The sequence below is a fragment of the Lysinibacillus sp. EB106-09-02-XG168 genome (assembly GCF_058791475.1).
The window spans coordinates 42,447-61,455 of sequence record NZ_JBYTDN010000003.1; the positions used below are offsets into that span (position 1 = coordinate 42,447).

A 19,009-nucleotide genomic window follows, 5' to 3' on the forward strand; every position below is an offset into this window, starting at 1 on the left:
CAAAACGTAATCAATAAAGTTTTTAGTAGCTAACCTTGAGTTGGTGAACGAAACAAAATTTTGGACATCAAACATGATGCCAGCAAAACAATTTGAGCTAATCAAATTTCTTTTATGGAGAGTTTGATCCTGGCTCAGGACGAACGCTGGCGGCGTGCCTAATACATGCAAGTCGAGCGAACAGAAAAGGAGCTTGCTCCTTTGACGTTAGCGGCGGACGGGTGAGTAACACGTGGGCAACCTACCTTATAGTTTGGGATAACTCCGGGAAACCGGGGCTAATACCGAATAATCTATTTTACTTCATGGTGAAATACTGAAAGACGGTCTCGGCTGTCGCTATAAGATGGGCCCGCGGCGCATTAGCTAGTTGGTGAGGTAACGGCTCACCAAGGCGACGATGCGTAGCCGACCTGAGAGGGTGATCGGCCACACTGGGACTGAGACACGGCCCAGACTCCTACGGGAGGCAGCAGTAGGGAATCTTCCACAATGGGCGAAAGCCTGATGGAGCAACGCCGCGTGAGTGAAGAAGGTTTTCGGATCGTAAAACTCTGTTGTAAGGGAAGAACAAGTACAGTAGTAACTGGCTGTACCTTGACGGTACCTTATTAGAAAGCCACGGCTAACTACGTGCCAGCAGCCGCGGTAATACGTAGGTGGCAAGCGTTGTCCGGAATTATTGGGCGTAAAGCGCGCGCAGGCGGTCCTTTAAGTCTGATGTGAAAGCCCACGGCTCAACCGTGGAGGGTCATTGGAAACTGGGGGACTTGAGTGCAGAAGAGGAAAGTGGAATTCCAAGTGTAGCGGTGAAATGCGTAGAGATTTGGAGGAACACCAGTGGCGAAGGCGACTTTCTGGTCTGTAACTGACGCTGAGGCGCGAAAGCGTGGGGAGCAAACAGGATTAGATACCCTGGTAGTCCACGCCGTAAACGATGAGTGCTAAGTGTTAGGGGGTTTCCGCCCCTTAGTGCTGCAGCTAACGCATTAAGCACTCCGCCTGGGGAGTACGGTCGCAAGACTGAAACTCAAAGGAATTGACGGGGGCCCGCACAAGCGGTGGAGCATGTGGTTTAATTCGAAGCAACGCGAAGAACCTTACCAGGTCTTGACATCCCGTTGACCACTGTAGAGATATGGTTTTCCCTTCGGGGACAACGGTGACAGGTGGTGCATGGTTGTCGTCAGCTCGTGTCGTGAGATGTTGGGTTAAGTCCCGCAACGAGCGCAACCCTTGATCTTAGTTGCCATCATTTAGTTGGGCACTCTAAGGTGACTGCCGGTGACAAACCGGAGGAAGGTGGGGATGACGTCAAATCATCATGCCCCTTATGACCTGGGCTACACACGTGCTACAATGGACGATACAAACGGTTGCCAACTCGCGAGAGGGAGCTAATCCGATAAAGTCGTTCTCAGTTCGGATTGTAGGCTGCAACTCGCCTACATGAAGCCGGAATCGCTAGTAATCGCGGATCAGCATGCCGCGGTGAATACGTTCCCGGGCCTTGTACACACCGCCCGTCACACCACGAGAGTTTGTAACACCCGAAGTCGGTGGGGTAACCTTTTGGAGCCAGCCGCCGAAGGTGGGATAGATGATTGGGGTGAAGTCGTAACAAGGTAGCCGTATCGGAAGGTGCGGCTGGATCACCTCCTTTCTAAGGATATTTTCGGAATACAAACCTAGGGTTTGTAAGATTACGTTTTGCGTTCAGTTTTGAAGGTTCATTCTTCTGAATGAAATACTTCAAAACTTGTTCTTTGAAAACTGGATAAAACGACATTGAAATTGTAACAAACACATTTATTTTTTAAGTTTTTTTATAGGCTTAATAACTTGGTTAAGTTATTAAGGGCGCACGGCGAATGCCTTGGCACTAGGAGCCGATGAAGGACGGCACTAACACCGATATGCTTCGGGGAGCTGTAAGTGAGCTTTGATCCGGAGATTTCCGAATGGGGGAACCCACTACGTTTAATCGCGTAGTATCTTGACGTGAATACATAGCGTCTTGAAGGCAGACCCAGGGAACTGAAACATCTAAGTACCTGGAGGAAGAGAAAGAAAAATCGATTCCCTGAGTAGCGGCGAGCGAAACGGGAAGAGCCCAAACCAAGAGGCTTGCCTCTTGGGGTTGTAGGACACTCTATACGGAGTTACAAAAGAGCGAGTTAGATGAAGCGACTTGGAAAGGTCCGCCAGAGCAGGTAAAAGCCCTGTAGTCGAAAGTTCGTTCTCTCCTGAGTGGATCCTGAGTACGGCGGAACACGTGAAATTCCGTCGGAATCCGGGAGGACCATCTCCCAAGGCTAAATACTACCTAGTGACCGATAGTGAACCAGTACCGTGAGGGAAAGGTGAAAAGCACCCCGGAAGGGGAGTGAAAGAGATCCTGAAACCGTGTGCCTACAAGTAGTTAGAGCCCGTTAATGGGTGATAGCGTGCCTTTTGTAGAATGAACCGGCGAGTTACGATTACGTGCGAGGTTAAGCTTTAGAAGGCGGAGCCGCAGCGAAAGCGAGTCTGAATAGGGCGAAATAGTACGTGGTCGTAGACCCGAAACCAGGTGATCTACCCATGTCCAGGGTGAAGGTGAGGTAACACTTACTGGAGGCCCGAACCCACGCACGTTGAAAAGTGCGGGGATGAGGTGTGGGTAGCGGAGAAATTCCAATCGAACTTGGAGATAGCTGGTTCTCTCCGAAATAGCTTTAGGGCTAGCCTCGTGATGAGAATACTGGAGGTAGAGCACTGTTTGGACTAGGGGGCCATCCCGGTTTACCGAATTCAGACAAACTCCGAATGCCAGATATTTATACACGGGAGTCAGACTGCGAGTGATAAGATCCGTAGTCAAAAGGGAAACAGCCCAGACCACCAGCTAAGGTCCCAAAGTAATCGTTAAGTGGAAAAGGATGTGGCGTTGCACAGACAACCAGGATGTTGGCTTAGAAGCAGCCATCATTTAAAGAGTGCGTAATAGCTCACTGGTCGAGTGACGCTGCGCCGAAAATGTATCGGGGCTAAACGATTCACCGAAGCTGTGGATTGACATCTACGATGTCAGTGGTAGGAGAGCGTTCTAAGTGCGTTGAAGTCAGATCGGAAGGACTGGTGGAGCGCTTAGAAGTGAGAATGCCGGTATGAGTAGCGAAAGACGGGTGAGAATCCCGTCCACCGTATGACTAAGGTTTCCTGAGGAAGGCTCGTCCGCTCAGGGTTAGTCGGGACCTAAGCCGAGGCCGATAGGCGTAGGCGATGGACAACAGGTTGATATTCCTGTACCACCTCCTCACCGTTTGAGAAATGGGGGGACGCAGTAGGATAGGGTAAGCGCGCTGTTGGATATGCGCGTCCAAGCAGTAAGGCGTGTGTGTAGGCAAATCCGCACACTGTAACGTTGAGCTGTGATGGCGAGTCCGTATGGACGAAGTTCCTGATTTCACACTGCCAAGAAAAGCCTCTATCGAGGTGAGAGGTGCCCGTACCGCAAACCGACACAGGTAGTCGAGGAGAGAATCCTAAGGTGTGCGAGAGAACTCTCGTTAAGGAACTCGGCAAAATGACCCCGTAACTTCGGGAGAAGGGGTGCTCTTGAGCGTGCAAGCGCATGAGAGCCGCAGTGAATAGGCCCAGGCGACTGTTTAGCAAAAACACAGGTCTCTGCAAAACCGTAAGGTGACGTATAGGGGCTGACGCCTGCCCGGTGCTGGAAGGTTAAGAGGAGTGGTTAGCGCAAGCGAAGCTGCGAATTGAAGCCCCAGTAAACGGCGGCCGTAACTATAACGGTCCTAAGGTAGCGAAATTCCTTGTCGGGTAAGTTCCGACCCGCACGAAAGGCGTAACGATCTGGGCACTGTCTCAACGAGAGACTCGGTGAAATTATAGTACCTGTGAAGATGCAGGTTACCCGCGACAGGACGGAAAGACCCCGTGGAGCTTTACTGTAGCCTGATATTGAATTTTGGTACAACTTGTACAGGATAGGTAGGAGCCAGAGATCTCGGAGCGCCAGCTTCGAAGGAGGCGTCGGTGGGATACTACCCTGGTTGTATTGAAATTCTAACCCATGCCCCTTAGCGGGGCAGGAGACAGTGTCAGGCGGACAGTTTGACTGGGGCGGTCGCCTCCTAAAAGGTAACGGAGGCGCCCAAAGGTTCCCTCAGAATGGTTGGAAATCATTCGTAGAGTGTAAAGGCACAAGGGAGCTTGACTGCGAGACCTACAAGTCGAGCAGGGTCGAAAGACGGGCTTAGTGATCCGGTGGTTCCGCATGGAAGGGCCATCGCTCAACGGATAAAAGCTACCCCGGGGATAACAGGCTTATCTCCCCCAAGAGTCCACATCGACGGGGAGGTTTGGCACCTCGATGTCGGCTCATCGCATCCTGGGGCTGTAGTCGGTCCCAAGGGTTGGGCTGTTCGCCCATTAAAGCGGTACGCGAGCTGGGTTCAGAACGTCGTGAGACAGTTCGGTCCCTATCCGTCGTGGGCGTAGGAAATTTGAGAGGAGCTGTCCTTAGTACGAGAGGACCGGGATGGACACACCGCTGGTGTACCAGTTGTCTTGCCAAAGGCATCGCTGGGTAGCTATGTGTGGACGGGATAAGTGCTGAAAGCATCTAAGCATGAAGCCCCCCTCAAGATGAGATTTCCCATTACGCAAGTAAGTAAGATCCCTCAAAGACGATGAGGTAGATAGGTTCGAGGTGGAAGTGTGGTGACACATGGAGCTGACGAATACTAATCGATCGAGGACTTAACCAAAATGTTTGAAACATTCAATGAACAGTTTATCCAGTTTTGAAAGAATAATTTCTTTCATATAGGGTTTCAAGATACGAGTAGTTCGAGGAAGCGATGGAGAGAGGGAAGGAGCGTACTCAAGTACGTGACTGACTGAACGACTGAAGCTGACGAAGAAATGCGACGTATATTGAAAGCCGAAAATAGTCTAGTGATGATGGCAAAGAGGTCACACCCGTTCCCATACCGAACACGGAAGTTAAGCTCTTTAGCGCCGATGGTAGTTGGGGGCTTCCCCCTGTGAGAGTAGGACGTCGCTAGGCACAAAGTAGCCACTGAGAAATCAGTGGTTTTTTTTATTTTAAAAAGAATCAGTAATAACACCCAATAAATGTTAGAATTTAATTAATTTAAATAAACAAATATAGGGGTGTGTTTAAATGGCAACAGGGGTATATAGAGAAAATATTCAAATTGAAAAAGCTAAGCTACAGGGGTTTATTCAAAATAAAGAAGAATGGGCTATACTAATACCTGGTTATTTACATCATGAATTCCCAAGTGAACGAAATATGATTTGGGTATTTCAAGGGGATTTTGGAATGATCCAAAAAGCTGTAAAGGTTGAACTTAAGTGTAAGGAATCAAATCCTAATCAGGTTATATTTGATTTGGTAGGCTTATCAGATCCTTTAAATGGTGATGGATACTTTGAAGTTACACAAAACCAAGATGGTACATGTCAGTTAGAAGGTAATTTAACATTAAAGGCAAGTGGTTTCCTTGCGGGAATGATGAATCCAATTTTAGAAAAGTTTGTACCGCCATTAGTAGAACAGCTAGTACAAGAGATGGCAATAAAGGCTAGTATCTAGTTTTTCGGATACAATTAGCCTCGGCATAATTGTTACTAATTAAAGAAGAGTGTCATGTCATAGAAAAAAGTCATTGCTTTAGTTGCAATGACTTTTTTCTGACGTATCACCAAGAGTTTGAGATGGCATTTTATTAAAACGTTAATGAGTAGGAACTGAAATTAATACTACCTTATTTTGCCGCTAATCCTGGAATAACTTGACAAAATTCTTTTTTGACCTTTATATTTGAGTAAACACTTAAAAAATAAATTGGTGGTGAAAAGGTTTGGTGTCAAAGAAGGATAAAATTTTGGAAGTGTCATTAGAGCTTTACTAAAAAGGGCTTTACCGCAACGACTACTAAAGAAATAGCAATAAAGAGCGGAGTAGCAGAGGGGCTTATATTTTATTATTTTAAAGATAAAAATGAACTTCTTAACTATCTTATTCATGAATTTTCATTTGTTAACTCTCTACAAAATGAGATAAAAGAGCTTTCGAAGGAGGAGCCATATACGGCTTTAATTAAATTTGGCCAATTATATGCCAATTTTTTATCATGTAATAAAAGCTTTTTAACTTTTATTTGGTCCCCAGAAATAGTGCGGAACACAATTGTTAGTAAGGATATTGTGGATTTTATAAGTATAATGGGTGAGCAGGCTTGTTCACTTTTAATAAGAGCTTCTTCAGGTACTGTAGAAAAAAAGACAGTGGAAACGGCAGCCTCAATGTTTCTTTCAACCATATTAACGAATGTTTTAGTTGAAGAAAGAAAAGCAGAAAAAAAGCCAATTAGAAATTACGATTACATTGAGGAGATAGCAATGTTTATTTTAAAAGGAATGCAAATTTCCCATTAAGTATTTCAAACGTTGTGGATGAGATGTGTTAAAACTTATGCAATTTGTATAAGTCAATTGTAGTGAAAATCGAACGCACGCACCAGGAAGGCGACCAATCAAAACGGAAATTAACCACATGTTATCGAGAAGGAGCTTTTTTTTTGAGAAAAATTTGAGTAATTACTCAATGTAATTTAAAAAGGAGGAATCATTATGGAGCAATGGATAGGTATTCAAACACTTATTTGGCTATTCCCTATTATGTTTATTCTCCATGATTTTGAAGAAATCATTATGGTTGAAAAGTGGTTAAATAAGAATTCTATGGTTTTGTATGAAAGATTACCGAAAAAAATTGCTAATCAAGTTATTAAACAGTTTTCGATGTCGACAGCACAGTTTGCCGTAGCAGTAGTCGTAGTATTTATGTTTGTAAGTAGTTCCACTTTTGTAGCAAATCAATATGTGAATCAAGGGCCGTTCGGAGATATCTACTTCTTCACTGTTGTTACGCTAACCTACTTTCTACATGCGTTCACTCACCTTGCACAGTCTATTTTTCTTCGTTCTATTACACCAGGTGCACTCACATCTTTGATAATCGTCATTCCATATAGTTTAATGTTGTATCGTTCGTTATTAATTAATAACGTCATAACATGGAACATTATTTTTGTTTGCTTGCCATTTTGTCTTTTATTGATCCCTATTGCATTACTAGCACATTGGATCGGGAAAAAGGTTATATGAATTTCACTTTATTTATATTCATTCAATAAATTTTTTTCTAACGTAAGTGTTATAATTAAATAAGAATATAACGGAAATGGGTGTTTTGTTTTGCAAAAGAAAAAGCCGATTGTAGAAGGATTAGAGCGCTTTCAACAACAACAAAATATTTCCTTTCATGTACCAGGGCATAAACACGGAGAACTATCCTATCTTCCTCAGCCCTTTAAAGATGTAATGCGTTATGATGTGACTGAATTATCAGGTCTTGATGACTTACATCACCCAGAGGAAATGATATTAGAAGCAGAAAACTTATTGGCAGATACTTATGGGGCGATGAAAAGTTTCTTTTTAGTAGGTGGATCTACAGTTGGGAATTTAGCAATGATTTATGCTACATGTAAAAAAGGTGATACGATTATTGTCCAACGTAATGCACATAAGTCCATATTTCACGCGATTGAGCTTGTTGGAGCAAAGCCTGTATTTGTATCCCCGCTATGGGATGAACGAACATTAACGGCAACCCATGTTTCTTATAAAGATTTAAAAGAAGCAGTTGATTATTATCCAGAGGCACGTGCAGTAGTATTAACGTATCCTACTTACTATGGTATGACATCGAAAGAAATACAGCAGCAGATTGCGTATTGTCATGAGAAAGGTATTCCTGTTTTAGTGGATGAAGCACATGGAGCTCATTTTAGTGCATGTACTTTATTTCAGCCATCTGCATTGACATTTGGTGCAGATATAGTAGTACAGTCTGCGCATAAAACATTGCCAGCGATGACAATGGCATCCTTTATGCATGTTAATTCTAACTTTGTCGATGTCGACAAAATAAATCACTATTTACGTATGCTACAATCTAGCAGCCCATCCTACCTTTTATTGGCTTCTTTAGATGATGCACGCTATTATGTACAGACATATATGGAGAGTGACGGTGCATATATAATAGGAAAAAGAAATCAATGGATTGAGGCATTACAAGCTATTGGCTCTTTGGAAGTTATTGAGGTAGACGACCCTATCAAATTATTATTGCGTGTTAAGGGCTATACGGGTTTTCAATTACAGGAAGCATTAGAAGCAAAGCATGTATATGCAGAACTAGCAGATGCAAATCAAGTATTGCTTGTGCTGCCTTTGTTGAAACAGGGACATATCTATCCATTTGCAGAAATACGTGTCCGTATTAAAGAGGCTATAACATTGTTATTAAGTACACCAAAGTCGGAAATCGTAACTGCTTCACAAACGGCCTATAATTTTGTGGCCATAACGGAACCGTCCTATACATTTGATGAAATAGAAAAGGCGGAAACAGAATGGTTACCGTATATGCGAACGATGGGGCGTATTTCCGCAAGTATGATTATTCCGTATCCACCTGGTATTCCACTGCTTGTTCCAGGAGAAAAAATAACCGTGGCAAAGTTAAGTCAGTTAGAGGAATTACTAGCTACTGGTGCAACGTTTCAAGGAAATCACCGTTTAGAAGAAAAGATGATTAAGATCATTAAATAGTTGGAGGCTATAACAGCATGAATTGCAATTTATTTATTACATTTGAAGGTCCAGAAGGTGCTGGAAAAACAACAGTCATTCAAAAAATAGCCGAGCGACTTGCAGAGAAAAAGATTGATGTATTAGCAACGAGAGAACCTGGTGGTATTGAGATTGCTGAGAAAATTAGGAGCGTAATTTTAGACCCCGAACATACAGCCATGGATGAGCGTACAGAGGCGTTATTATATGCAGCGGCGAGAAGTCAGCATTATTTTGAAAAAGTTCGACCTGCGTTGGATGCTGGAAAAATGGTTATTTGTGATCGCTTTATCGATTCCTCTTTAGCATACCAAGGATATGCACGTGGTATCGGCGTTGATGAAGTATTATCTATTAATGAGTTTGCAATCGGTAAGAAGTTACCTGATGTGACAATCTTATTTGACCTTGCACCAGAGGTTGGATTGGCACGGATTCATGCCCATGGAGAGCGAGAGGTCAATCGTTTAGATGTTGAAAGCTTAGCTTTTCATAACAAGGTTCGGGAAGGGTACTTACAGCTGGTGGAGCGTTATCCTGAGCGCATACATGTCGTCAATGCGGACCAAAATATTGATCGTGTTGTTGAAGATGTATGGTCATTAATATATGAAGCAATACAGTAAATGCATGAAGTTGTCTACCACAATGTGATATAATGGTAACAACTATAATCTTATTTTCATTCAGAAAATGTTTTGAGATGAATGAAGAAGTAGTTTTATTTCAGTAGATGTTCCAAACACCTACTGAAACAGAGGAACTCTAACGTATGTCACGGAAAAGGTAACTAAAATCTATTTAGATGAATTTTATCGAAGGGGTGAGTGCGAATGAAGTTAGTCGTAGCTGTAGTGCAAGATCAGGATAGCAGCCGCTTATCGAATGCTTTAACGAAAAATCAGTTTCGCGCAACTAAATTAGCGAGCACTGGAGGATTTTTACGCTCTGGAAATACGACGTTTCTTATTGGAACGGAAGACTCTCTCATACCCAAAGTTTTAGATATTATTCGTGATAATTGTCGTGCACGAGAACAAATGGTAGCACCTGTTTCGCCATTAGGCGGGAATACAGATTCCTATATACCTTATCCTGTGGAGGTAGAGGTAGGTGGAGCGACAGTTTTTGTATTACCAATTGAACAGTTCCATCATTTTTAAATTATTGCCACGTAAAATGGGAAGAAAAACACATTATAATTTAGCTTTTGTGTATTTGGTAAAGAAAGCAAGTGGGGGCGAAACAGCTTGAAGATCAATCAAGATATACGTGTCGGGTTAAATACTAATCGTAAAGAACCACTGCATAACAATAATCAAAATAACCGATTTGGAGATATGGTCGTCAAGCAAGGCACTAAATTGCAAACTGAACAGCTTACGCGATTGCTAGGGGATATTTCTACAGCAGGTGATCGTGTTGCAAGATCGCGTAATTTACGAGAGCTTGCTCGTTTTAAAATGCTTGTTAAACGATTTCTACAAGAAACAGTAGAGCATGGTATGGATTTAAAACAATCGCATTCATGGAATCGTTTTGGTGAAGGAAGACGCTTAAAAATTATTGAAACTATTGATACGCGACTTGTGGAGCTTGCTCAAGATATTTTAGATGAAGAAAAGGAAGCAATTGATCTTCTCGATAAAATCGGTGAGATAAAAGGCTTATTAATTAATTTGTATATGTAAAACCCGTGTCTCGTTCTCTTGTAGGCGCGGGCTTTTTTCAAACTGAATGGTATGAACTCAATTCACGATGAAACTAATCTATCTGCTCTAAAACTGTAGATATTTCTGTACTGAAAAAGGCAATAGGAAACAATTATGCTATGAGTGTAATTGATATAGGAAGGAATTTTAATATATGGCCAAGAATGTTGAAGAGCTATTCGCACTGCAACCAGTCGTAATGAAGCAACTTCAAACGATTTTTGACAAACATAGATTAGCACATGCATACATTTTTGATGGTGAAAAAGGGACAGGCAAAGTAGATATTATGCAGTTTTTTGTCAAATTAATGCTTTGTGAGCAACCAATTCAAAATGTTCCATGTGAAACATGTCGAAATTGCAGACGTGTTGATTCGGGAAATCATCCGAATATTCATCAAATTTATCCAGAGGGTCAATTTATAAAAATTGATCAAATACGTGAATTAATTGCAGAAATGAAGATGATGGGTGTTGAAGAGGGACGTAAGATTTATGTACTTCATCATGCAGACCGTCTCAATATTGCATCTGCAAACATGATTCTTAAATTTTTAGAGGAACCTGATGGTGAGGTAACTGCGATTTTATTAACGGAGCAAATGCAGTCAGTTTTACCAACGATTCGCTCTCGTTGTCAGCATATTAAATTTCAAAAAATGCCTCGACATTTATTGTTAAAGCATTTACAAGATAATAATATTTCTTACTCGATGGCTTCTACAGTGAGCATGATGACGAACGAGCTCGAAACAGCTATGATTTTAGCAAATGATGAGCAGTTTGCACATGCTCGAAAAACAGTGTTAAAATTAGTAGAGGCAATTCGCCAGAACGTACATGAAGCAATGCTTGTTGTACATGAAGAATGGTTGCCACTATTTAAAGAAAAAGGCGAGATGGAGCAAGCATTAGATTTACTACTATTTGCTTACCGTGATATAGTGTCAATAAAAGCTAATCCCGAATCAGCTTGTACTTACCCAGACATGTTACAGACATTTAAAGAAGCAGCGTTACATTCGACTTATGAACGTCTATCTAGTCAAATGGAGTCTATTTTACAGGCACGTTCATCTTTACAGCGTAACATGAATAGGACGTTAATGATGGAGCAGTTAATGCTAAATCTGCAGGAGGGGTATACATTTGTATAATGTAGTTGGAGTCCGCTTTAAAAAAGCGGGTAAAATATATTATTTTGATCCAGCATCATATCTACTAGAGGACAGTCAATATGTTATTGTAGAGACAGCTCGCGGTGTAGAATATGGTAAAGTAGTTGTCCCTCAAAAGGTTGTTGAGGATAATGATGTTGTTTTACCACTTAAACAAGTTCTGCGACCAGCGGATGAACGTGATCGTATTCAAGTAGAGGAAAATGCTGCCGAATCAAAGCGCGCATTTGAACTAGCAAGTACAAAAATCATTGAGCATAATTTAGAAATGAAGCTCGTTGATGTTGAATATACATTTGATCGTAATAAAATCATCTTTTATTTTACGGCTGAAGGACGCGTTGATTTCAGAGATCTTGTAAAAGATCTAGCTTCCGTTTTTAGAACACGTATCGAACTTCGTCAAATTGGTGTACGTGATGAGGCGAAGTTGTTAGGTGGTATTGGTCCATGTGGTAGGATGCTTTGCTGCTCAACATTTTTAGGGGATTTTGAGCCAGTGTCTATTAAAATGGCTAAAGATCAAAACCTATCTTTAAACCCATCTAAAATTTCAGGTCTTTGCGGTCGTTTAATGTGCTGCTTGAAATATGAAAATGATGAATATGAGGAAGCGAAAGAGGGCATGCCAGACATCGGTGAATTGACGATGACACCAGATGGACGAGGTAAAGTTGTAGGTTTAAATGTACTAGAGAGACTCATTCAAGTATATTTACATGAGCAGGAGCGTACAGTCGAGTATACACTAGAAGAACTGCTAGCATGCGAAAAAAATCTTATATAAGATAGAGAACTGAACGAGGTGGCTTGGGTGAAGGACCGTAATTTCTTAGATACCGTTATGGAGTTCGAACAACAGCTCGAAGCAATGCAGGAGCAATTTGGTGCATTGAAACAATTTGTAGCGTTAATGATGGAGGAGCATAAGACACTCGAAACAGAAAATCATCTCCTTCGTACACGTCTAGAAGAATTACTTTCTAATGAAAACTCTGAACAGACTACTGATGAGAAGAAAGAGAATCCGTTAGATATTGGCGAGGGTTATGATAACCTAGCACGTTTGTACCATGAAGGCTTCCATGTTTGTCATGTTCATTTCGGAAGTTCACGTAAAGGTGAAGACTGTCTGTTTTGTCTATCATTTTTAAATAAACAAAATGTGTAATAGAAGGCTGATTCCCACTATAGTGGTGTCAGTCTTTTGTTTTGTATAGTAGGAGGAAGAAACATGGAAGAATGGTTGGAAGATGATGAACGGTTAGATTATTTATTAGCTGAGAATTTACGTATTATTCAAAGCCCTTCTGTATTTTCATTTTCATTGGACGCAGTGCTACTTTCGAAATTTGTCAATGTCCCACACCATAAAGGAAAAATTGTTGATTTATGCTCAGGTAATGGTGTAATCCCACTTTTTCTAAGTGCTAGAACAAAGGGTCATATTATAGGAGTAGAAATTCAACCACGCTTATTTGATATGGCTGATCGAAGTATCCGTTATAATAAGTTGGAAGAGCAAATCCATATGGTCCTTGGTGATGTGAAGGAAATTCCTAAGGAGCTTGGTATTGAAAAGTATGACGTTGTAACATGTAATCCACCATATTTTTTAGCACATGAAGCTAGTGATAAAAATTTAAGTGAGCATTACGCTATTGCCCGTCATGAACTATATCTAACGTTAGAGGAATCAATACAATCAGCAAGTAAATTATTAAAACAGGGCGGAAAGGCCGCTTTTGTTCATCGTCCTGGCCGGTTGTTGGATATTGTTACGGCAATGCGAGCGAATCGTATAGAGCCTAAACGTATGCAACTTATTTACCCGAAAGAGGGTAAGGAGGCCAACACACTATTAATAGAAGGAATTAAGGACGGTAAACCGGATCTGAAAATATTACCACCCCTGTATGTGTATAATGCGGATAATGAATATACAGCAGAAGTGAGAGAAATTCTTTATGGAAAAGAAAAGTAACCATTATTTTTATGTGCTAGAATGTGCCGACCAATCCTTTTACGCTGGTTACACGAATAATGTAGACAGACGTGTCGCTGTACATAATGCTGGTAAGGGAGCAAAATATACGAGAGCACGAGGCCCGGTGGAATGCATTTATGTAGAGGAATTCGATACGAAACAAGAGGCGATGCGTGCAGAATATGCTTTTAAACAGCTAACACGAACGCAAAAAATGAAATATATAGGGAGGGATGCGTTATGAAATCTCAAAAAAGTACAATGCACAATCATACAGGTTGTTTATATTTAATTGGAACACCTATTGGAAATCTAGAGGATATGAGCGTGCGTGCGTTACGTATTTTAAAGGAAGCGGATATTATTGCTGCTGAGGATACACGAAATACCAAAAAGCTTTGCAACTACTTTGATATAGCAACACCACTAATCAGTTATCATGAACATAATATAGAAGTGGGGGGAGAGAAGCTATTAGCATTTTTACGTGAAGGAAAAACAGTTGCATTAGTTAGTGATGCTGGTCTACCGTGTATTTCCGATCCTGGTGCAGATATAGTCGAAAAAGCAATTGAGCAAGACTTTCCGGTTGTGCCGGTGCCAGGTCCCAATGCTGCAATATCAGCATTAATCGCCTCTGGATTAACACCGCAACCATTTTTCTTTTATGGATTTTTAAATCGAGGGAAAAAGGAACGTCGACAGCAATTAGAGCAATTAAAAAAACGTCAGGAAACCATTTTGTTTTACGAGGCTCCTCACCGTTTAAAGGAAACCTTAAAAGATATGGAATTTATTCTTGGTAATCGTCGAATTGTATTAGCTCGCGAGTTAACTAAGAAATTCGAAGAGTTTTTACGTGGTACGTTGGCTGAAGCAGTCGAGTGGTCACAAACAGAGGAAATTCGAGGAGAATTTTGTATTGTCCTTGAAGGAAACGAAAATGCTGAGGAAGAAAATGATGAACAAGCCTATTGGGTGACAATGTCTATTGTTGAACATGTTGATTATATTATTGATCAAACGGGTGTTACATCAAAAGAAGCTATAAAAGAAGTAGCCAAACTACGTCAAGTAGCCAAGCGTGAAATCTATAATGAATACCATAGTTAATATAAAGAAAGAGGTCGCCTTAATATAGGCACCTCTTTTTTGTATATCTAAATAGGTAATTATAAAAATAGCTCATCACCAAAACGTATGGTTGATTTCCGTTCCGGCTGGGCGCTTTCCTGGCCGTCCGATGAGCTGCTTCATCCACAGGCTCGCTTCAGAATCTCGGGCCATCAGGATGTTGGTCACGAAGGCGTTATCACAGGACGTGATTCTTTTAGCCTTCGTTCTTCTATATCGCTGATCCCCAAGGTGTCGCCCAACCTTCATTCCAATACATGGTATACGTTTTAACAAATATCATGTCAAACCTTTAGTGATAAGCATATAAACTATTTAATTGATAATAATTGTAAAAAATAGTACTCTTAACTATGAAAGGTCTGACATGGACATTATAAGGGACTTAAAAATTGGTTATATTATAGTTATCTTCTATTGAATAATAACGCCTCTGAAAGCAATTACGCTAAGGAGAAATGGATAAAAATAAAACACCCAAATCACTGTGGTTGATTTAGGTGTGTATCAAATTGTATCAAATTATTTTTTTAAGTTAGCTTGGATTTCATTCACTAACATTTCTGCGCCTTCTGGGCTTAAAATTAATTTACCGCCAACTAGACGGAAGTTATCATCAGAAACTTCACCAGTTACAGCACATGTCATGTTAGGCATATATTTTTTTAAGATGATTTTGTCGTCATCCACATAGATTTCTAAAGCGTCTTTTTCTGCAATACCTAATGTACGGCGTAATTCGATTGGAATTACTACACGACCTAATTCATCGACTTTACGAACGATTCCTGTTGATTTCATAATTATATTTCCTCCTAATGTTAAAAGTTATATTTGTATTTCGTCAAATTTCGACATAATTCCTTGTCTGATTGTTATCATACCAAGTAATGCCATAAACGTCAATTAATTAATGCACTAATATTATTGTTTCGAAAAAAATTTTTGAGAAGAAAACAGATATTTTGGTTTTTTTAAAAGGTTTTTATTATATATTTTAATTTATAGTAAAAAAGCTTCTTATTTAAGACATTAAATGGATTAATTATATTATTCGACATTTTTCGCGTACAAGAAACTTTCTACCAATTATACCTCGGCATAATTACGTCCGGAATCGGCTAACATCCTATATTAGTACCTTTCTGATTACGTGACACCCGCTGAAAGAAGTTGAAACGAATTTCGTACTTAGTTAGAATAGATAGTATACTGTGAAACAATGGAGGCAGTTCTAGTGAGCGAACAAAATAAAACATTCTATATAACAACCCCTATTTATTACCCAAGTGGGAAATTCCATATTGGTACAGCGTATACAACTGTAGCATCAGATACAATTGCGCGTTATAAACGTTTACTCGGGTATGATGTACGTTTTTTAACTGGAATGGATGAGCATGGGCAAAAAATTCAAGAAAAAGCTGCTGAAGCGGGCAAGCATCCTCAAGAATACGTAAATGAAATTGCAGATGCTGCAAAAAAACTTTGGGCATTAATGGACATTTCATACGATGACTTTATTCAAACAACGCAAGAGCGTCATACGAAAACTGTCGAAAAGATTTTCCAAAAGTTTTTAGATAATGGTGATATATATAAAGGTGAGTATGAAGGTTGGTATTGTACACCATGTGAATCATTTTTTACTGAGACACAATTAGTAGAAGGTAACTGTCCAGACTGTGGTCGTTCAGTACACAAAGTTAAAGAGGAATCGTACTTCTTTAATATGAAGAAATACGCTGATCGTCTTTTAGCTTATTATGAAGAAAACCTTGATTTCATTGAGCCTGAATCTCGAAAAAATGAAATGATTAATAACTTTATTAAACCAGGGCTAGAAGATTTATCTGTTTCAAGAACATCATTTGATTGGGGCATTAAAGTTCCAGGAGATCCTAAACATGTAATTTATGTATGGGTAGATGCTTTAACTAACTATATAACATCATTAGGTTATCTATCAGAGGATGAAACATTATTCAATAAATATTGGCCGGCAGATGTACATGTAGTTGGTAAAGATATCGTTCGATTCCATACTATTTATTGGCCAATTTTCTTAATGGCACTAGATTTACCACTTCCTAAAAAAGTGTTTGCTCATGGATTTATCATGATGAAAGACGGTAAGATGTCTAAATCAAAAGGCAATGTTATTTATCCTGAAATGTTAATAGAGCGTTATGGTTTAGATGCAACACGATATTTCCTATTGCGTGAGTTACCATTCGGCTCTGATGGTGTATTTTCTCCAGAATCTTTTGTTGAACGTACAAACTTCGACTTAGCAAACGATTTAGGAAATTTATTGAATCGTACTATTTCAATGATTAATAAATATTTCGATGGCATTATTCCAACTGAAAATCTTCAATCGACAGAGTTTGACGCAGCTTTAAAAGAACAGGCTGAATCAGTTCGTATTAAATATGAAGAAAGTATGGAAAAAATGCAATTTAGTGTCGTATTAGCCGACTTATGGACGCTAGTTTCAAGAACAAATAAATATATAGATGAAACTCAACCATGGGTGCTAGCTAAAGAGGAAACTGATAAGCCAAAATTAGGAGCTGTTATGCGAAATTTGGCGGAAAGTTTACACCAAATTGCTGTCATGTTACAACCATTTATGACATCTACTCCTAAACGAATTATTGAACAATTAGGGTTGGATGACAAATTCTTAGCATGGGAAACAATTGAAACATTCGGCAATACTATTCCAGCAAACATTAAAGTGGTAGAAAAAGGGATTCCGATTTTCCCTCGTTTAGAAAATGAAGTTGAAATTACGTATATTCGTGAGGAAATGCGTGGTTCAGTGAAAACTCCACAAGAAGAAGAATCAAAAGGTGAGCAGAAAGCTGCGGATATTCCAGAAATTCCTGAAATTACAATTGATGATTTTATGAAGGTGGATTTACGTGTAGCCACTGTAACAGCGTGTGAAACGATTCCGAAAGCAGACAAATTATTAAAGCTTCAAGTGGATCTTGGATATGAGCAACGACAAGTAGTTTCAGGTATTTCAAAGTTCTATTCTCCAGATGAATTAATTGGTCAAAAAGTGATTGTAGTCGCTAACTTAAAGCCAGTTAAATTACGCGGTGAATTATCGCAAGGGATGATTCTAGCTGGTGAAAAAGATGGAATTTTAAAATTAGCATCGGTGGATTCAAAACTAGAGAATGGCGCAAAAGTAAAGTAAACAATTTTAGGAAGGCCTGCTGAATAAAAAAGTTCAGCAGGCTTTTAAAATCCATATAAAAATGAGTGATTTATTATCTTGAAATAATTTATTTACGGTAAAAATTAGATGTTTTTAGGTAAATAGTAACAAATAAAGGGTCTTTGGTTATGCGTAATGTTATAATACAAAATTTTTTGTAATAAAATTGTAACAGTTATGTAAAATGCGAAATAATAATTTTTAATAAAATCTATGTTAGGAGAATGAAGATGTTTATTGATACACATGTACACTTAAACGCAGATCAGTATGAAGAGGACTTACAAGAGGTTATAGATAGGGCTCTTGAGGCCAAGGTAGAAACGATGGTTGTTGTTGGTTTTGATCGCAAAACCATTGAAAAAACAATGCAACTAGTTGAGCAATATGATTTTGTTTATGGTGTTATAGGCTGGCACCCAGTTGACGCCATTGATTGTAGACAAGAGGATTTAGATTGGATTGAGGAATTAGCAGCACATCCAAAGATAGTGGGTATTGGTGAAACCGGGTTGGACTACCATTGGGATAAATCACCAAAAGATGTTCAACAAGCGCTTTTCCGCAAGCAGATTCATTTAGCACAAAAGTTGAATTTACCAATCATTATTCATAACAGAGATGCAACTGGGGATGTTGTTCAAATTTTACGAGATGAAAATGCAGCTTCCGTGGGAGGCGTTATGCATTGCTTTAGTGGCAGCGTGGAAACCGCACATGAATGTATTGCTATGAATTTTATGATTAGTCTTGGTGGACCGGTGACATTTAAAAACGCGAGAATGCCGAAAGAAGTGGCAACAGAAATACCAGTAGAGCATTTGATGATCGAAACAGATGCACCGTATTTAGCGCCCCATCCATATCGAGGAAAACGTAATGAACCAGCTTTCGTACCGTTAGTTGCAGAAGAAATTGCACGTTTAAAAGGTTTAACGATTGAGGAAATTGCACAGGTAACGACAACCAATGCGAAAAAATTTTTTAAGATTGACAATTAACTAGCTGAGACGCCTCCAATA

The 19,009-nt window shown here is 40.0% G+C and carries 16 protein-coding genes, 3 rRNA genes and 1 pseudogene; 19 read left to right on the plus strand and 1 reads right to left on the minus strand.

Translation table 11 applies throughout. The features are described 5' to 3' along the window. Nucleotides 1-111 precede the first annotated feature (111 nt). The 17 genes and pseudogenes from AC3WSO_RS01360 (at nucleotide 112) to rsmI (ending at nucleotide 14,731) form a co-directional block, all read left to right on the plus strand. Nucleotides 112-1,663: ribosomal RNA gene (locus AC3WSO_RS01360) — 16S ribosomal RNA — on the plus strand. A 181-nt stretch (nucleotides 1,664-1,844) separates the two neighbouring features. Beyond that, nucleotides 1,845-4,772 (plus strand): 23S ribosomal RNA (locus AC3WSO_RS01365). Nucleotides 4,773-4,958: 186 nt separating this feature from the next. Next, nucleotides 4,959-5,074, plus strand: a 5S ribosomal RNA gene (gene rrf / locus AC3WSO_RS01370). The 16S, 23S and 5S rRNA genes sit together here, the layout of an rRNA operon. 117 nt (nucleotides 5,075-5,191) lie before the next feature. Then, nucleotides 5,192-5,626: an SRPBCC domain-containing protein gene (locus AC3WSO_RS01375; protein WP_492528114.1), complete on the plus strand. Its 435-nt coding sequence runs from the start codon at nucleotides 5,192-5,194 to the stop codon at nucleotides 5,624-5,626. Between the two features lie 323 nt (nucleotides 5,627-5,949). Next, a pseudogene (locus tag AC3WSO_RS01380) lies at nucleotides 5,950-6,039 on the plus strand (TetR/AcrR family transcriptional regulator); the annotation flags it as partial. 201 nt (nucleotides 6,040-6,240) lie between these two features. Then, nucleotides 6,241-6,471: a hypothetical protein gene (locus AC3WSO_RS01385; RefSeq protein ID WP_492528116.1), complete on the plus strand. Its 231-nt coding sequence runs from the start codon at nucleotides 6,241-6,243 to the stop codon at nucleotides 6,469-6,471. A gap of 195 nt (nucleotides 6,472-6,666) precedes the next feature. After that, a complete protein-coding gene (locus AC3WSO_RS01390; RefSeq protein ID WP_492528118.1) occupies nucleotides 6,667-7,203 on the plus strand; it encodes an HXXEE domain-containing protein in 537 nt (178 codons plus the stop codon). 90 nt (nucleotides 7,204-7,293) lie between these two features. Continuing rightward, nucleotides 7,294-8,718, plus strand: coding sequence for an aminotransferase class I/II-fold pyridoxal phosphate-dependent enzyme (locus tag AC3WSO_RS01395; RefSeq protein ID WP_492528120.1), 1,425 nt, complete (start codon nucleotides 7,294-7,296; stop codon nucleotides 8,716-8,718). A 17-nt stretch (nucleotides 8,719-8,735) separates the two neighbouring features. Continuing rightward, nucleotides 8,736-9,365, plus strand: a complete 630-nt coding sequence (tmk, locus tag AC3WSO_RS01400; RefSeq protein ID WP_492528122.1) for a dTMP kinase — start codon at nucleotides 8,736-8,738, stop codon at nucleotides 9,363-9,365. 207 nt (nucleotides 9,366-9,572) lie between these two features. Then, nucleotides 9,573-9,902, plus strand: coding sequence for a cyclic di-AMP receptor DarA (gene darA, locus AC3WSO_RS01405; protein ID WP_049667342.1), 330 nt, complete (start codon nucleotides 9,573-9,575; stop codon nucleotides 9,900-9,902). Between the two features lie 87 nt (nucleotides 9,903-9,989). Beyond that, nucleotides 9,990-10,430, plus strand: coding sequence for a YaaR family protein (locus AC3WSO_RS01410; RefSeq protein ID WP_079563665.1), 441 nt, complete (start codon nucleotides 9,990-9,992; stop codon nucleotides 10,428-10,430). Nucleotides 10,431-10,605: 175 nt separating this feature from the next. Continuing rightward, entirely contained in the window at nucleotides 10,606-11,610 is a 1,005-nt protein-coding gene (gene holB, locus AC3WSO_RS01415) for a DNA polymerase III subunit delta' (RefSeq protein ID WP_492528124.1), read from the plus strand. Next, nucleotides 11,603-12,418 carry a PSP1 domain-containing protein gene (locus AC3WSO_RS01420; protein WP_079563667.1) on the plus strand — a complete coding sequence of 272 codons (816 nt, stop codon included), beginning with the start codon at nucleotides 11,603-11,605 and terminating at the stop codon, nucleotides 12,416-12,418. Before holB ends, AC3WSO_RS01420 begins: the two co-directional genes overlap by 8 nt. Before the next feature lie 27 nt (nucleotides 12,419-12,445). Further along, nucleotides 12,446-12,802 carry a DNA replication initiation control protein YabA gene (gene yabA, locus AC3WSO_RS01425; protein WP_492528126.1) on the plus strand — a complete coding sequence of 119 codons (357 nt, stop codon included), beginning with the start codon at nucleotides 12,446-12,448 and terminating at the stop codon, nucleotides 12,800-12,802. A 63-nt stretch (nucleotides 12,803-12,865) separates the two neighbouring features. Then, nucleotides 12,866-13,615 carry a tRNA1(Val) (adenine(37)-N6)-methyltransferase gene (locus AC3WSO_RS01430; RefSeq protein WP_492528128.1) on the plus strand — a complete coding sequence of 250 codons (750 nt, stop codon included), beginning with the start codon at nucleotides 12,866-12,868 and terminating at the stop codon, nucleotides 13,613-13,615. Then, nucleotides 13,599-13,862 carry a GIY-YIG nuclease family protein gene (locus AC3WSO_RS01435; protein WP_492528130.1) on the plus strand — a complete coding sequence of 88 codons (264 nt, stop codon included), beginning with the start codon at nucleotides 13,599-13,601 and terminating at the stop codon, nucleotides 13,860-13,862. Before AC3WSO_RS01430 ends, AC3WSO_RS01435 begins: the two co-directional genes overlap by 17 nt. After that, entirely contained in the window at nucleotides 13,859-14,731 is an 873-nt protein-coding gene (rsmI, locus tag AC3WSO_RS01440) for a 16S rRNA (cytidine(1402)-2'-O)-methyltransferase (protein ID WP_492528132.1), read from the plus strand. Before AC3WSO_RS01435 ends, rsmI begins: the two co-directional genes overlap by 4 nt. Nucleotides 14,732-15,274: 543 nt before the next feature. Here the strand turns inward: rsmI and abrB are convergent. Beyond that, entirely contained in the window at nucleotides 15,275-15,553 is a 279-nt protein-coding gene (abrB, locus tag AC3WSO_RS01445) for a transition state genes transcriptional regulator AbrB (RefSeq protein ID WP_492528134.1), read from the minus strand. A gap of 436 nt (nucleotides 15,554-15,989) precedes the next feature. On the opposite strand from abrB, the gene metG reads away from it, so the two are divergent. Continuing rightward, a complete protein-coding gene (gene metG, locus AC3WSO_RS01450) occupies nucleotides 15,990-17,966 on the plus strand; it encodes a methionine--tRNA ligase (RefSeq protein WP_492528136.1) in 1,977 nt (658 codons plus the stop codon). Nucleotides 17,967-18,217: 251 nt separating this feature from the next. Beyond that, nucleotides 18,218-18,988 (plus strand): TatD family hydrolase, encoded by a 771-nt coding sequence (locus AC3WSO_RS01455; protein WP_492528138.1) that lies wholly within the window; start codon nucleotides 18,218-18,220, stop codon nucleotides 18,986-18,988. Nucleotides 18,989-19,009: the final 21 nt, after the last annotated feature.

Bases quoted from the DNA above. Each gene is read 5' to 3' on its own strand.
- AC3WSO_RS01375 (WP_492528114.1), top strand. From the start codon at position 5,192: ATGGCAACAGGGGTATATAGAGAAAATATTCAAATTGAAAAAGCTAAG.
- AC3WSO_RS01390 (WP_492528118.1), top strand. From the start codon at position 6,667: ATGGAGCAATGGATAGGTATTCAAACACTTATTTGGCTATTCCCTATT.
- tmk (WP_492528122.1), top strand. From the start codon at position 8,736: ATGAATTGCAATTTATTTATTACATTTGAAGGTCCAGAAGGTGCTGGA.
- darA (WP_049667342.1), top strand. From the start codon at position 9,573: ATGAAGTTAGTCGTAGCTGTAGTGCAAGATCAGGATAGCAGCCGCTTA.
- holB (WP_492528124.1), top strand. From the start codon at position 10,606: ATGGCCAAGAATGTTGAAGAGCTATTCGCACTGCAACCAGTCGTAATG.
- AC3WSO_RS01430 (WP_492528128.1), top strand. From the start codon at position 12,866: ATGGAAGAATGGTTGGAAGATGATGAACGGTTAGATTATTTATTAGCT.
- AC3WSO_RS01435 (WP_492528130.1), top strand. From the start codon at position 13,599: ATGGAAAAGAAAAGTAACCATTATTTTTATGTGCTAGAATGTGCCGAC.
- rsmI (WP_492528132.1), top strand. From the start codon at position 13,859: ATGAAATCTCAAAAAAGTACAATGCACAATCATACAGGTTGTTTATAT.
- abrB (WP_492528134.1), bottom strand. From the start codon at position 15,553: ATGAAATCAACAGGAATCGTTCGTAAAGTCGATGAATTAGGTCGTGTA.
- AC3WSO_RS01455 (WP_492528138.1), top strand. From the start codon at position 18,218: ATGTTTATTGATACACATGTACACTTAAACGCAGATCAGTATGAAGAG.